This window comes from Pseudoalteromonas sp. ATL1 (assembly GCF_058933015.1).
This window is the reverse complement of record NZ_JBZYXL010000001.1, coordinates 4,011,067-4,024,968: the sequence shown is the minus strand read 5'-3', so window position 1 is coordinate 4,024,968 and position 13,902 is coordinate 4,011,067. Positions and strand designations below refer to the sequence as shown.

13 protein-coding genes are annotated in these 13,902 nt (G+C 41.7%); 11 read left to right on the top strand and 2 right to left on the bottom strand.

Going from position 1 to position 13,902, the window contains the following annotated elements; all coding sequences use genetic code 11:
• Positions 1-83 precede the first annotated feature (83 nt).
• From AC5FX4_RS17625 to AC5FX4_RS17595, 7 genes are all read left to right on the top strand, one after another.
• The gene (locus AC5FX4_RS17625) at positions 84-2,288 is read left to right on the top strand and encodes an autotransporter outer membrane beta-barrel domain-containing protein (protein WP_493607616.1); all 2,205 of its coding nucleotides are present in this window, start codon (positions 84-86) and stop codon (positions 2,286-2,288) included.
• A gap of 58 nt (positions 2,289-2,346) precedes the next feature.
• The gene (locus AC5FX4_RS17620; RefSeq protein ID WP_493607615.1) at positions 2,347-2,850 is read left to right on the top strand and encodes a hypothetical protein; all 504 of its coding nucleotides are present in this window, start codon (positions 2,347-2,349) and stop codon (positions 2,848-2,850) included.
• 13 nt (positions 2,851-2,863) lie between these two features.
• On the top strand, positions 2,864-3,349 hold the full coding sequence (locus tag AC5FX4_RS17615; protein ID WP_493607614.1) for a hypothetical protein: 486 nt from the start codon (positions 2,864-2,866) through the stop codon (positions 3,347-3,349).
• A gap of 54 nt (positions 3,350-3,403) precedes the next feature.
• Positions 3,404-5,635, top strand: a complete 2,232-nt coding sequence (locus AC5FX4_RS17610; RefSeq protein ID WP_493607613.1) for a GNAT family N-acetyltransferase — start codon at positions 3,404-3,406, stop codon at positions 5,633-5,635.
• Between the two features lie 354 nt (positions 5,636-5,989).
• On the top strand, positions 5,990-6,931 hold the full coding sequence (locus AC5FX4_RS17605; protein WP_493607612.1) for a hypothetical protein: 942 nt from the start codon (positions 5,990-5,992) through the stop codon (positions 6,929-6,931).
• Between the two features lie 130 nt (positions 6,932-7,061).
• Entirely contained in the window at positions 7,062-8,177 is a 1,116-nt protein-coding gene (locus AC5FX4_RS17600) for a hypothetical protein (protein WP_493607611.1), read from the top strand.
• A gap of 110 nt (positions 8,178-8,287) precedes the next feature.
• Positions 8,288-9,682, top strand: coding sequence for a hypothetical protein (locus AC5FX4_RS17595; RefSeq protein ID WP_493607610.1), 1,395 nt, complete (start codon positions 8,288-8,290; stop codon positions 9,680-9,682).
• Positions 9,683-9,730: 48 nt separating this feature from the next.
• Here AC5FX4_RS17595 and AC5FX4_RS17590 read toward each other — a convergent pair whose 3' ends face one another.
• Positions 9,731-10,108 carry a hypothetical protein gene (locus AC5FX4_RS17590; RefSeq protein ID WP_493607609.1) on the bottom strand — a complete coding sequence of 126 codons (378 nt, stop codon included), beginning with the start codon at positions 10,106-10,108 and terminating at the stop codon, positions 9,731-9,733.
• Between the two features lie 243 nt (positions 10,109-10,351).
• Here AC5FX4_RS17590 and AC5FX4_RS17585 point away from each other — a divergent pair, with 243 nt between their 5' ends.
• Positions 10,352-11,251, top strand: a complete 900-nt coding sequence (locus AC5FX4_RS17585; RefSeq protein WP_493607608.1) for a hypothetical protein — start codon at positions 10,352-10,354, stop codon at positions 11,249-11,251.
• 234 nt (positions 11,252-11,485) lie between these two features.
• Positions 11,486-12,100, top strand: coding sequence for an alpha-ketoglutarate-dependent dioxygenase AlkB (locus AC5FX4_RS17580; protein ID WP_493607607.1), 615 nt, complete (start codon positions 11,486-11,488; stop codon positions 12,098-12,100).
• A 173-nt stretch (positions 12,101-12,273) separates the two neighbouring features.
• On the opposite strand, the gene AC5FX4_RS17575 is transcribed toward AC5FX4_RS17580, so the two are convergent.
• Positions 12,274-12,708, bottom strand: a complete 435-nt coding sequence (locus tag AC5FX4_RS17575; protein WP_493607606.1) for a DUF2141 domain-containing protein — start codon at positions 12,706-12,708, stop codon at positions 12,274-12,276.
• A 371-nt stretch (positions 12,709-13,079) separates the two neighbouring features.
• Between AC5FX4_RS17575 and AC5FX4_RS17570 the strand changes: the two genes are divergently transcribed.
• Positions 13,080-13,619, top strand: coding sequence for an alpha/beta hydrolase (locus tag AC5FX4_RS17570; RefSeq protein ID WP_493607848.1), 540 nt, complete (start codon positions 13,080-13,082; stop codon positions 13,617-13,619).
• A gap of 24 nt (positions 13,620-13,643) precedes the next feature.
• On the top strand, positions 13,644-13,844 hold the full coding sequence (locus AC5FX4_RS17565) for an esterase (RefSeq protein ID WP_493607605.1): 201 nt from the start codon (positions 13,644-13,646) through the stop codon (positions 13,842-13,844).
• Positions 13,845-13,902: the final 58 nt, after the last annotated feature.

Below are 13,902 nucleotides of genomic sequence, written 5' to 3'. Positions count from 1 at the left end.
ATCACAACCCACTCTTTATTCGGCTCGTGTTGAGCGCTCGCTCTGCGGCTGACATTTATATTTAAAGATCACAAAGGATTATTATGACTACTTCAGAACTCAACGCGCTGCTGAAAAGCTATTTTCAGCGTGGTGATATTCCTACTCAAGAGGAATTTGCTGAGCTTATTGATGCGGTAAATTATAGTGCTATTGATAACACTCGTTTACCAGAGCAGATCGATCTTACCGTCATTGGACAAAGTTCATCATTAACGGCTAAAGCGCTACTTGGCGATGGTTCGCAAGTAACGAATCTTGCCAACGATAACTTGCCTAAGCAAATTGATTTAACAACGGCAATGGGCGCTGGTACGGCAAGCTTAACAGCGGAAGAAGTGAATGCGACCTATTTAAGTGGTGACGGCGCGCAAGTCACTAACCTTGCCAATGACAACCTGCCAAAGCAAATTGATTTAACCACAGCAACGGGTGCGGGCACGGCAAGCTTAACAACAGAGCAACTTACCGCGACAACGGTCAATGCTTCAACTTTGATTGGCGACGGCGCGCAAGTCACTAATCTTGCCAACGACAACCTGCCAAAGCAAATTGATTTAACGACAGCAACCGGTGCGGGCACGGCAAGCTTAACAACAGAGCAACTTACCGCGACAACGGTCAATGCTTCAACTTTGATTGGCGATGGGGCGCAAGTCACTAACCTTGCCAACGACAATCTGCCAAAGCAAATTGATTTAACGACAGCAACCGGTGCAGGCACGGCAAGTTTAACAACAGAACAACTTACCGCGACAACAGTCAATGCTTCTGCTTTGATTGGTGACGGTGCACAAGTGACTAACCTTGCCAACGACAACCTACCAAAGCAAATTGATTTAACCGCAGCAACGGGTGCGGGCACGGCAAGTTTAACAACAGAACAACTTACCGCGACAACAGTCAATGCTTCTGCTTTGATTGGTGACGGTGCACAAGTGACTAACCTTGCCAATGACAACCTGCCAAAGCAAATTGATTTAACCACGGCTACTGGTGCAGGCACGGCAAGCTTAACAACAGAGCAACTTACCGCGACAACGGTCAATGCTTCAACTTTGATTGGCGATGGGGCACAAGTCACTAACCTTGCCAACCACAATCTGCCAAAACAAATTGATTTAACGACAGCAACGGGCGATGGCACGGCAAGTTTAATCGCGGATAAAGTATACGCCACGTTAATCGGTGATGGTTCGGCGGTTTCGAATCTAGCGAACGTGCATTTACCTAAGCAAATTGATTTAACTATTGTTGACGGCCCAGACACTGCAACACTCACCGCAGAAGAAATCTACGGCAAATTCATTGGTGATGGGAGTGATTTAGCCAATATCAGCATAGGTAACTTACCAACCGCGACACTAGAGGACGTTTTAGCCGGCGATCAGAATAAACTGTCTACAGCAGAGCATGGTGCGTGGTTAAACCAAAAAATCGATGCGTTAAGTTGCCCAAAGCTTAAAGAATTAACGATAGCTTGTATTGAAACCTCGAAAAACATTGATATCGATAATGTACCTAGTGAAATTGATGGGTATGCACTTAAAAATGGCGATTTAGTGCTTTTTAACGCACAAATAAACCAAAGTGAAAACCATATTTGGCAAGTAAACAAACTCACTGAAGGGTTTAGCGTACAACCGACAGATATGTATCTACCCGCAGATATGAGACAAGGCGATGCGGTAATTATTAGCCAAGGTGCAAACTATCAAAATCAAGCGTTTTTACTCAAAACACATCATAAAACAGAAAGTGGTGATGTATATAAATGGCAGGCAACAGAGACGTTATCAATAGCTGGTGCTGGTTTAGTGCAAGATAACAGCCGCTTTAATGTAGACTTTGCAAGCAATGATGATGTTACCAATGGCGTGTCAGGTAAAGTGGTTGATAGTGCCGCTTTACAGCAAAGCCTGACTGCCTACCAGCAGCAAATCCACGCTCAGCTTTTTAATATTGAGCCTCAGGCTTATTCTAATGATTTTAGTATTCCCATTAACTCCATCGTATTTTTAAACATAAGCTCAGAGGCAATAATTCAAGTGTCTGTGAGTGCACAAGTAACCCACTTCAGGTTGCAGGACTTTCAGGGAACTTGGGGAACTAACACTCAGGCTGTTATTCAGTTTGCAGATGAGTCTAGTCTTACTATCGCTCTAAAAAGTGAGCATGCTTACTATGATGTGTACAAATTAAATGATGGGTATTACGCATATGACTCAACGGGCAGATTCCTGCTTTAATTCACTCGACATTTGATCCAGCCTTTTTTATTTCTCCCTCCTACCAAAGGAAACTTCTATGAATAACTTCGTTAACGTGATCCAAAAACTCGAAGAGCTGAGCGCTCGTGATAGCAACAAAGCCAAAAGCTTAAACCTACTCAACAGCGCCATTTACCAAGTGCGCGCCGATATGAACCAATACCTTGATATGCAAGTTACAGACTTACACCGTGTAGAAGACATTGCAGATGTACTGGGTTATGCCGGCCGTGTTGTAGCTGCTAGCGATGATTTGCCCTCTGGCTCAATTGAACCAACGAGTTTTGGCGCAACTGAGTTTTACGCAGGTGACTATTTTCTGGTGAAAAACGGCTCTGAAAGAGGTATTTATCCAATTACCGTTTTTGATGACGGGATCAACCCTAAAACTTACAACTTAGATCCTGCCTTGAAACGCTATTTAGGTGATGTTGCCGTTGTTGTGCTTAAACTCGTTGAAAACGATTTAGTACAAAAACACAGTATCCTCAGCCTGTCGAACGACACATGGCAAGAACGCGTTATTGTATCTAACCCTTAATTTTCTATAACTCATGTTTACCACACTGCGTGAACGACTGAAGCGCTACTTTATTACTGGGGCTAAACCCACTCAGGCGCAGTTTGCCGAGTTTTTAGATGCAGCGCTCATTCAAAGCGATGATGGCATTACCAAGCAGTCGTCGGCAGCGGGGCAGGTACTGACCTTTTCACTGCCAGAACACCATCAAGCCAACACGGTTTTTCAACAAAGTGTGTGTATTCAAGGGGACTTAATTGTTGAGGGGCAGCTACTCGGTGTCCCTTCATCAAGCACTACAACACCAACAAGCCAAGCGTATACCGCACCCACAAGCCAAAATACTGCTTATGCAAATACCCAGTCAGTGAGCTTGCCTATCGGGTGTATTTTACTTTACTGCGGCGCACAAGTCCCCGACGGCTTTTTAGCCTGCGATGGCCTAAACGGTACTCCTAATTTGGCATCGTTGGTGGATAACCCCATTCAACCTATTCGTTACATTATTAAAATGCGTTGATTGCGCATCGAACACCTTAACTTTTAACGCTTAAAGCATTGAACAGGAATCATCATGCTTGAAATAGCCACGCTTTCGCCAACCCCACAAGCAACGCCAATACCAGAAAATGCCCTGTTAGCGGGGGAGTTCAAAACGACACTCGATGCTGATATTTGGCCTACAACCCCCATTGCGAGTGTGCAAGCGAGTTGGTTTAATCAAGCATGGCTAGAAGCCTATGCGCAAACCATCCTAGCTTGGCTGTGTGACGGTGTTAATAACCAGTTATTTAACTTAAATAAGCCCATTTATCTTTTGCAAGCACAAGCAGGTGCAGGCCAATTTGGTTTGGCCTTGCTAGACAAACTCACTCCAGTGCTTGAACAACCAGAGTTTAAAGATATAAAACTGTGTTATCTCTTTGCCGACGCAGAGCAATCTGTGTTAGCCAAGCTTACTGAGCACCCTTATTTTGCGCATTACAAGCGGCATCATCAGGCGGCAACCTTGTTCTGGCAGCTAGATAAAAATATGCAGCTACCTGAGTATGATAACAATGAAAATTGGCTAGATTTTACTGCCAATCCCACGGTATTTATTGCCAATGGCGTATTGTCGCAATTGCCACAAATGGTGCTCCAAGTACATTATCAAGACTTGTACATAGCGCAAGTTGCCAAGTTGCTTTTAGAAAGCAAATCACCGTTAGCGTTGCCTCTGGCATGGGAAAAAGCAGGGGCTCGAAAAAATGAGAAAACCACACCTAATAATCACTCGCAATTAGCTTATCGTTGGCAAAACACGAGCATAGAGCAGGTGATGTCACAACTCCCTGAACAAGTTAAGGCGCATTTTTCTCGGGTATTACGCACCTATTCACAACAAGGCGCTTGTCAAACGTTCGCCTTACCAGTTTCAGCATACAGCTTACTCTTTGGACTTGAGCAATCATTGTGCGAGGGAAGTTTAATGCTAGTGAGCGATTTTTCGACAGATTCGGATGGCGATATCACACTTCCCAAAAACGACAACGAAGTAGGTATAAGGATTCCGATCAATTTCTCGGCATTATTGGCAGAAAATACGCCATTTTCACAGTTGATAGGCAGCAGTCATCAATGTAAAAAATCTACTTTGATGCATGTTAAATCGAGTCAAACACCGCAACGATACAGGCATACACAGCAGACGTTTTATCGTTACTTCGCTAAGCAATCGCCAGAAGATAGTGAACGCATCATACAAAGCCTAGCTGGGGCGACTAAGGCGCTGGATGACACGCAAATATTAGCGTTTATGCGCCAATATGAGTATGAACCTAAGCTTCTAGCTCTTTTTTTACCACGCTTGCTAGAGCAGGGAGTGCCAAGTGATTTAAGGCTGACTTGGCATCAAGTATTAGCACAAGTTTGGCAGGTTTATGTACCCTCGCTCAAGCGTGATGAATTTGTATTCCAGTTGGGGCTATTTGCTATTGATTTAAGCTATTGGCAATTGGCGAAACGGTGCTTTTTGGCTTTAATGGAATTGGATGAACCTAACACAGCTTGCCTACACAACTTAGCGCTGGTGGCACATGCTACTGGACAAGAAAAATTCACCATGCAGTGCATCGAACTTGCGCTGGAGTTAAGCCCTGATGATAAACAAGCGCGACAGTTACATAACGATATTGCCGCTTATCAGGCGCGTCTTACACAACTTACTTGGTTTGACCATGCAATCAAACACTGTGTTGAACTGGATGATAATCAGCAGTTGCACTTGTTGCCGTTAGGTCAGCAGCATTTGGGTGAGTTTTATTTGCAGTACCGACGTAAGGATATTGCTCAGCGTCTTCGCGGTGTAAAACTCGACAGCTTTGCGCAACTTGAGCGCCAGTGGCCCCATTGGCAGCAAGAAGGTGATAATGGGCAAAAAGCACACTTAGCCTTAATACACAGCGCATTGGGTTTTGTAGGTGGTGTTGTGATTGATTTAGAGTCTCAACTTGAGCCTACACAAGGTGAGCAAGCAGAACCATGCTCTACCGCTTCAGCAGCCAGTGCTCACTTATCATTTTGGATTGGTAGTGATTATCAAGGTCAAGGGTTTGGCAAAATGGGTGTTGAACTAGCGGTTGAGCATATTCGCATGCTTGCTCCGAGTTTAAATATCGCGCAAATAACCACTTCTGCGTGGGTGCACAATACTTCGTCGAGACGAATTCTAAAGCAAGTTGGCTTTTTTGAGTATGAAAAAATAAGGGGCGAAGGTATAGAGCAAGAACTGTTTTATTCCTTGAATATCGACGTAGTAGGTTAGTAAAAAACAAAGGTAAATTTTATGTAATGTGGCTATGGTTTTTATTTTCGGTTGCATATAGCAAGAAATAATTTAATTAATGATAAGGATAAGAAAATGCAAAAGGGCATCGATAAACTTAAAAATTTGCAAAATGATGTTAAGAGCGATAACGAAGCTAGCTTCTCTTACAATTTTGCCACTACATGAAAACCTCTCTATATATCAAGTTGTGGGTAAGATATTTTATTTGTCGGCAGCTAATTCACTTATATACATCTACGCTTTTGAGCAATCATCACTTAAATAGTAGTCAGTTTTGAGTTGAGAACTAGCTTGTGTTTGGTTTTTATTTATAACATGCAGAGAACAATTATGTTCAAATTTAATAATATTGAAGAGTTTAAGTTAAAAGTACTAGAAAGCGGGCCCACTGTCTGGCGGCCATTAAAAGAAAAAGGGTCGACTTATCATCATATTATCCCTGATAGCAAATTGGGCGAATTTACAAATAGAGTCAGAGTGGACATCAAAAAAAGTATTGCTGATTACAACACAATTGAAGAAGAGTTTTTTAACCCTGATGCTGGCGGTGAGTTTGATCCATTACCGATAAATGACAACACAGTTGAACAAGGATTAAAAAGTGTTTATTCCGATATATTATCCTCTGGAAGAGCGAAAAACCTAGTGAATGAAGTGGCAAAAAAACCATCAATCGGTGATGCAAGCCATAGCCTTGAGTGGATCCGAGTGAATGTTATTAAAGGTCCCGACCCAAAAGATAGAGACGATGATCCAGGCGATAGTTTTGATCCTGGGTTAGATGTAACAGGCTCCATGGATAAGCGAAGTGCAAAGCTTAGAAATATAAGCGACAAAATATCAGAACCAATTCCCCGTGGGGAAATCACAGAATTAAATGGACGAGTGCAGTATAAAAATAAGAAGATCCATGATGACATCATAACGCCCTTTAAAAATTTAGACAGTGCAATGGGTCGATTAACCGATGATAATGAAACTCAGTTGTGGGCCTTAAGTTCAGATATTGATAGAAGTAAACCGACCAAAGCGCAGCAAAAAGACGCGAAGAAATCCAACCTAGAGAAAACAGGTGCAACCGCCCGTTTGCAAAGAATAGTAAATCTAAGTCAAACAATCGCCATGGATAGCCCTCAAACAAATCTAGCTAGAATAGGGCAAGTTTATCCAACTCATAAGGAAGAGGCACTTGGAAGAATTAAAACTAGTAAACAAGGTATTGCGCTTCCAGAGCAAAATAAAAAGTCGGTAATAGACTCGTTGCCAGAGTAAAATTTGATAGTTCAATTGAGATTAGAGATTAGAGATTAGAGATTAGATAACCTCAGGTGATCTTCTAGCAGGGGCCTCAAGCTCACTTTTCTCCAGTTAAAATGTACTGGGTATATTCTTAGGAGGGAGCATGCAACATTTTTCCAACTATTATGACAGCTTAGAAAAGCAGGCAAAAGTTGATGAACAAGGGAGAATTCATATCCCGAGTCCACAATTTCCAAATGCAACTAAGCTAAACACACCACATAAAGTTCACACGGGAGTCGCAATTCTTAATGCGGTTGATAGAACCGATTTTTCAACAACAGCTAATACATTGCTTGATAGGGCGATTGAACGCCTCGATGAAATTGATGCAACACCGGAAATCGTTGCCGAAGAAATGGCTGGATTTAAAAGAACGGACGGTATGAGTTTAGTTGTTGATCAAGAAGAAGATTATGAGCCAACTCTAAGAGCTGCGAAAATATCTTCTTTTGTATCTACAGCAACTGTATGGGCGCTTGCAGAAAAAACTAAAGTTTTAAATGCGTTACTTGAAAACGATGAATTATGGAATGCGCTTAATACAAGCTTACCTACAGCTTCCGACAATACGTCAAAATTACCAAAAAGAAAGCAACCTTTCGTATCTCCAAATAATTTAGGAACTGTTCAATACAGTGCTGGAAGGCCAATAACAGGGGCTGCGACGAATGTCAGTGTAGATTTTAGAAAAATGACAGCAGGTAGTGACCCTGTTTTATTGGGTAATGAAGATGCTTATAAACAGGTTGGTATTATAAATGACCCATCCAGCGCAGGACGAAACCAAAAGCTAACTTCGATGCATGCAGTAAGAGGTAAATTTGGCGGTGGTAGTTATATCAATAACATGTTTTTAGGTACATCTAAGAGCAATAACTTTCACGCCGATTCTCATTACTTTAAAGTTGAATCCCAAATCGAATATCGTATTAATGAATTTTCTAAATTGGGAAGCCAAAATGTCATTCAAAATGACTGGTACGTTCATTATCAAGTTATTCCTGACTACGCCCACACAGCTCAGAGTGTGATTCATGCTATTGATAATACGCATTGGAGCACACTTCAGGACAAAAACGATGCAATTCAATGGGCATCAAATGCTGCACCATCAAAATATCAGACGTTTTGGGAGCTCAGGTATAAGTTGTCTAATGGCGAGGAATATGCACTTGGCCCTGGTGTTGAGACGCATAGTGCTGAAGTTGGTAGTTAAAGCTGAGCTTTTAATAAATTGGAGTATCAGGGCTATCAATACAATTGTTCTGATTTAAAGTTGAATTTTAAAAAATCAATGCCTTGCAAGCCATGATAAAGGAGAAATAGATGAGTATCGGATTCGAATTTGAAACACCTATCCCTCTAGTTTATAAAGAGGATGCAAAACAAAGAGCTGCTGAGGCAACGAGTAGTTTTGGTAAAAACATGGGAGGCAAGTGGGCTGGTTCTTTGAAAACAAAAAAGCGAGAAAAAGTCGAAAATGAGATCTGGAAGTTAGTTGCGCTAAGTCGAGGTTTTGGATATCAAAGAAACATAAGTAACTTGGATATATTAACAACGCCTTATTACAATGTTGATCATTCAAATAATATGGTTGGTATATCTAAAAGGGCAAGTTGGATATTAGAGAATGCACAATTATTCAATAGCGCTCTATTGGAAAAAAATAAACCTGATGGTAAATCAAGGGGGGCGATTGTAGAGTTTGTAACCCCTCCTTATCCTATCCATAAAGCCTTAAATGTTGATGATAAATTGAACGCAGTGCAAACCACAATCCAAAATAACAACGCTAAATATTCGGATGAAGATGCTAATTTTAGTGATTTGAACGAGTTAAAAATTTCGGCAGAAGCTATAAATCAAACAAAAGTTACAGGTACAGATAAAGTAAGCCAAGAAGCCGCAGCTAAGGCTATGGCAGATTATAATACGGCATTAACTAATTACAGTGATGGGTTTAACTCCATTTATCCTCAAGCAACAGTTGGTTTAACTGGTAAAGGAGTTATGGAAACAGTACAAGCAGCTGCTGATGGTCCAATAACAAAACATGCAAAAGTGGACAATGTTGATAGTGGAAGGCGTAAAATAACTCAATTCGCGATTGATGGTGCAAAGAAAATTGTAGATAGCCTGTCCTCAGCTCCAGGCCTAACTGAAAAAGACGCTGACTATGTTAAAGAGATTTCAACCATGGGAGCATTGAATTTTATGGGAACAGTGTTTATTAGTAGTAATTCTTGGCAAGGGGGAACAACTATAAAAAATGCTATCCCTTTACTGGTACAAACAAGCGAGCAAGTATTACGCGACCAAAGACAATACGATGGCGTTAATTTCCATGAAATTGCCAAACATTTAACCACTGAAAAAATAAAAGGTGTGTTAAACACAAGCTCCTTTAACCTTTCCGCTAAAGAAATTGCAGATACAGAACTTGGGGGAATTAAAGACCCTTCTAAGAAGCTATTGACCGGAGACCCATTAGAAATATTAGGGAAAGATTGGTTGTCTGAACATTTAAGTTCAGGGGTTTCTACAGGCGATTGGCAAAACATCATTCTAAGAGGTGGAGGGAGTGCAGGGTTGAGCGATCTTACAGATAGTTCAAGTAGGCAAGTCGGGCGTTATGAAATTAGAACGCTTAATAATTGGACGATAGCTGATATAGCGCAAAATGCCGAAGACATTAGGCAGGAGCTTGACGGCCGGAACTAGTTTCAATTTTTGGTCGAGTTGACCCGCTTTTGGAATGTCGTAGCGTGCTTACCTATAATAACTCCAAATAATCTGACTATCCGGGATGGCTTGCTTTAAGTCACCAGTTAGCTGGGTAATCACACCACTTGGTATCTTTTCTTGAGCATGGATCCCGACAGCAGAAAAAGGGTATTCATAAAACTCATTTTGAATATGTGCGACTAAGCCTGCCAAATCAAAAGTTTGTCTGTGGTATTTAAACTGAGTCTCAGATAAAACAGTGATCCAAGGTGTCCAACTCTTACATATCATGACATGCGGAGAGGGGGCTTTGTGTTTAGCGAGTGCCAGAGCGCGATGATCATTGTCTATGAACACAAAAATCGCACACAAAGTGAGTAAGATGGAGATCAGCCCATAAGAGAGTGTATTGATATTTGGCATCTATTCTCTCCAGTATTTGAATAAGATAAAGCTAGAACAGAAATACATATGCTATGCGCTAGAGGTTAGTTGTACCTAATATCTTAAGGCAGCGTCAAGTGTTGTTTATGTCTGGTTTTATGAAGTAAGAAGGAGCGATGCTCATCCTTCAAACGTCATCCTATCCAAACGCATGCATCCAAAGCAAGCATTAAAAAATCACTTCAATTTACCGCAATTAAGCCTACTACGAAAAGGAAACTTATGCTTAAACAACGTCTAAAATCACAATCTTCCCTCGGCAGAGCCACTATGCTTGCACAACAAGTACAACCGATACAACCTAATAGCAAAGGGTTAAAAAAGAATGGTGCGCCAGTTAGCCTAGCTGAGTTTTTAAGGGACCTTGAAACGACTCGTGGAGCTGGCGGTATTAATCCACATAATCTTGCTATTAATAGGAGCTTGGCAAACTACGTATATACTTACTTTAACGTTGTACTGTCTCAAGTAGACACTACAATTGGCACGGCATTACGGGCATATTGGAATGCATTAACGCAAGGGCGTGAGTATTTGAACAAAAGTGCTCAAAAGCTCACTGAGCTTGAGCAAGTGTATCAAAGCATGCCCAATCAAAGTAAAGTGCAGCAAATTCTATCGGGCGCAAACACGAGTCAAGTAGTTGTTTTTCGAGGTACTAATCCAATTCAAGCGAAAAAGATCTTAGACAATATGTCATTAGGTGGTGAAGTTGCTGCAGATTCAAATTTACCCAGTCCAGGAGAAGCTGCTGCACAGGCGCAAACGGGGCTTAATATTAAAGAAACTGAGCATGGGCGAATTGAAGAATGGTCTACTCAAGATGGAGGTTTAACCGGGTTTGCTACCGATGGGGTGATGTTAGTCGCGCTGGTTAATCGAGATTCAGTTGCGACAACGAGCATTACCTTTGGCGAGCAAGGGGCAACAGGGTATGCCAGACAACCGTTAGCAGAAGTCGCGATATATGAAATGGGTCGTCAGTCACTGTCTAGTGAAGACGAGAAATTATTCGACTCAGCCAAAAAGTCATTTAACTTAGCGCATGGCATACAAGATAAAACCCATGCAAAACCACAAACCCCATCTGATATTGATCCATCTAATCCTTACATGGATTAAGGGGGGGGTTAGTGACGCATGTTTATCTGAATTTTAAAATTCCACAAATCAGGCACACTCAGTTCCTTATGCACGTACCTATTATAGCTTTAGGTACTAGCCCTTTCTTTTCGAGTATTGAACTGAGTTGTTGTCTAACCTGATGGTGTTTTTTGGGGTCAGGTAATACTTATTAGAAGTGGCCCCAAAGATAAGCTAAAGTAACACAAAGTATTCGCTAACAAGGAAAATGCTGTGAAACTGCCCCTAGCTTGTAACGCTCACTATTATTCAAATTTTATGTCGGATGAATTGAGCACGTCATTGCTTAATTGGCTCATGAGTGCGTTTGATTTGTCAGAACCTGAAGAGATAGAGTTTCCAGATGGTAGGCGGAGTAGTATCTTACCTTGGCGTATGATGTTTTTAGCGCCGAGTTTGGCCTGCTCGGATCAGTTTCCTTTGCACCATGGTCGCCGCGCGGATACGTGTGTTGAGCTTGAGCAACTTAGGCTGCACATTGCGCAATGTACAGGTGTCAATTTAGCGGTTGCGGTGTGTTTGTATTACCCAAATGGCGAGGAAAGCCTCGGCTTTCATAGTGACTTACCCGCTTTTGGCTCCACCGATGTCATCGCCTCAATCAGCTTAGGTGCACAGCGAGAGTTTTTAATTCGTTCTCAAAATGAGCCGAGTGAACAGCAAAGTGTGACCTTAGAACATGGCTCATTACTTGTGATGGGCAAAGGTTTTCAAGATATGTACGAGCATGCAGTTGCGCGTGGCACTACCGATATGGGGCCTCGATTTAATATCTCATTTCGGCAGTTTGGTCACGCTACATCAGAGGCCGGAGCGCTTGAATCATAGGTTAGGCCCGTTACTTTAAATGAATTTAAAATTAACTGATCACAGTACGTTATGTCGTTAGTGAGCCTCGATATTTTTAGAAAGGAGAAAGCGCCTGCTTTTAAAAGCTAATTGGCGCTTCTCCATTTGTGATGAGTCGTTCCAGGTGCTGAAGCTGTTATAACGTCTTTTTCTTAGCGTAAATCAACAACTACGTTGTCTACAGAAGGATTAACGGCCACTGCCAGTTGTGTAAAGCGAGGCGGCCCCATTAATCTTGGGTTATTGCTAAACCCGTATGGCTCATTGGGAATGCCCATGAAGTTACGGCCTAATTTTCCGTCATTATTCACATCTTGGTACACCATAAAGCCATATTCGCCATCGGATACATCTTTGAGTGTAAAGCTTACCGTATCTGCTGAGGCTGGCTTGTTGGTTGTATGCCACGCTTTGTATTGCTTTAATCCTTCGGCTGAGTCGTAAACGGCCACATTGATAACACCCCGATGAGTTTCAACACCGGTCACATGTAAAGTCACATCTTGTGCGAATAAATGTGTGCTGAAAAGTGTTGCCGATAGAAGTAAAGTTTTGATGCTGTTATTCATTGTTTTCATTGTTTTCATTGTTTTCATTGTTTTCATTGTTTTCATTGTAAGTAATCCTGTTTCGTTTAATGTAGGGCTACTATATAAAATGGTTTTCACGGTGACGTGTGTGAGATGTCATGACATGGTGTTACAAATGTCATCAATGGCGAGTTTTTCCCAAGAAAAGGACGTGCATCTTGCTAATGTTTAAGTTATTAATTCTTATAAAATCAATTGCTTAGGCTGTTTTTTTTGTTGCCTTGCATTGTAAGTTGTGTACCTGTTTTTCATGGTTATTTAACTTGTTGATTAAGGAAGTAGATGCTTATTCGTTGTATTGCGCTCGTGCTGTTTGCGCTGATAACTCACCCTATTGATGCTTAGCCAATCAAGGCACTGAATTTAAAATCCCAAACACCCATACTTTACAAATTAAGTCACAAACCAGTGGCTTAGAATATGAATTGTATGTACGCCTGCCGAAAAGCTATGCAAAAGGTAAGCGCCAATACCCTTTAGTTTTACTGAACGACACCAGCTACTCCATCGCCACAGCCAGTGGTATTGTTCATTTAATGGAGCGACGCGACATTGAAGATGTGATCTTAGTGGGGGTATCTTACTCAAAAGGAGAAAACCCACTTATAAGTCGCACCCGAGATTACACACCGACCTATGCGCCAAAAGAAACCAACGGTCACTCTTTGGCTGCACAACAACATTCAGGTAAAGCCAAGCAGTATATTCGCTTTATTGCCGATGAGGTTTTGCCGCTTATCAATAAAAACTACCGAATCAACCAGAATAAAACCGTATTTGTTGGTCATTCTTTTGGGGGTTTATTGGGGGCGAATATTTTGTTGAGTGAACCTGAGCTATTCGATCATTACATCATTGGCAGCCCTTCACTTTACTACGACAACAAAGTCATTTTTCGTATGGAATAGGCCTATGCCAAAAAGCATGACTCGATGAAGGCGCATGTTTATATGTTCGTTGGTGGCGAAGAGAAGTGGATGGTTGATCATATGCAGGAGTTTGGTGCACGGCTAAAATCTCGTAACTACAAAGGGCGTCATATTCAATCTCACGTGCTTGATGGGATGACTCATTTTAGTGCCTTTGCGGTGTTATTGACCCGAGGGCTTCAAAAAGCATTGCCTAGAAAATAACTGTGAAGCGCAAATAGAAGTGCTCGAATAGATGACACTAGTTCATCATGATCGAGCA

Coding starts and splice junctions, on each gene's coding strand:
- AC5FX4_RS17565 (WP_493607605.1), top strand. CDS start 13,644: ATGAAGGCGCATGTTTATATGTTCGTTGGTGGCGAAGAGAAGTGGATG.
- AC5FX4_RS17595 (WP_493607610.1), top strand. CDS start 8,288: ATGAGTATCGGATTCGAATTTGAAACACCTATCCCTCTAGTTTATAAA.
- AC5FX4_RS17590 (WP_493607609.1), bottom strand. CDS start 10,108: ATGCCAAATATCAATACACTCTCTTATGGGCTGATCTCCATCTTACTC.
- AC5FX4_RS17605 (WP_493607612.1), top strand. CDS start 5,990: ATGTTCAAATTTAATAATATTGAAGAGTTTAAGTTAAAAGTACTAGAA.
- AC5FX4_RS17620 (WP_493607615.1), top strand. CDS start 2,347: ATGAATAACTTCGTTAACGTGATCCAAAAACTCGAAGAGCTGAGCGCT.
- AC5FX4_RS17585 (WP_493607608.1), top strand. CDS start 10,352: ATGCTTAAACAACGTCTAAAATCACAATCTTCCCTCGGCAGAGCCACT.
- AC5FX4_RS17615 (WP_493607614.1), top strand. CDS start 2,864: ATGTTTACCACACTGCGTGAACGACTGAAGCGCTACTTTATTACTGGG.
- AC5FX4_RS17610 (WP_493607613.1), top strand. CDS start 3,404: ATGCTTGAAATAGCCACGCTTTCGCCAACCCCACAAGCAACGCCAATA.
- AC5FX4_RS17575 (WP_493607606.1), bottom strand. CDS start 12,708: ATGAAAACAATGAAAACAATGAATAACAGCATCAAAACTTTACTTCTA.
- AC5FX4_RS17625 (WP_493607616.1), top strand. CDS start 84: ATGACTACTTCAGAACTCAACGCGCTGCTGAAAAGCTATTTTCAGCGT.
- AC5FX4_RS17600 (WP_493607611.1), top strand. CDS start 7,062: ATGCAACATTTTTCCAACTATTATGACAGCTTAGAAAAGCAGGCAAAA.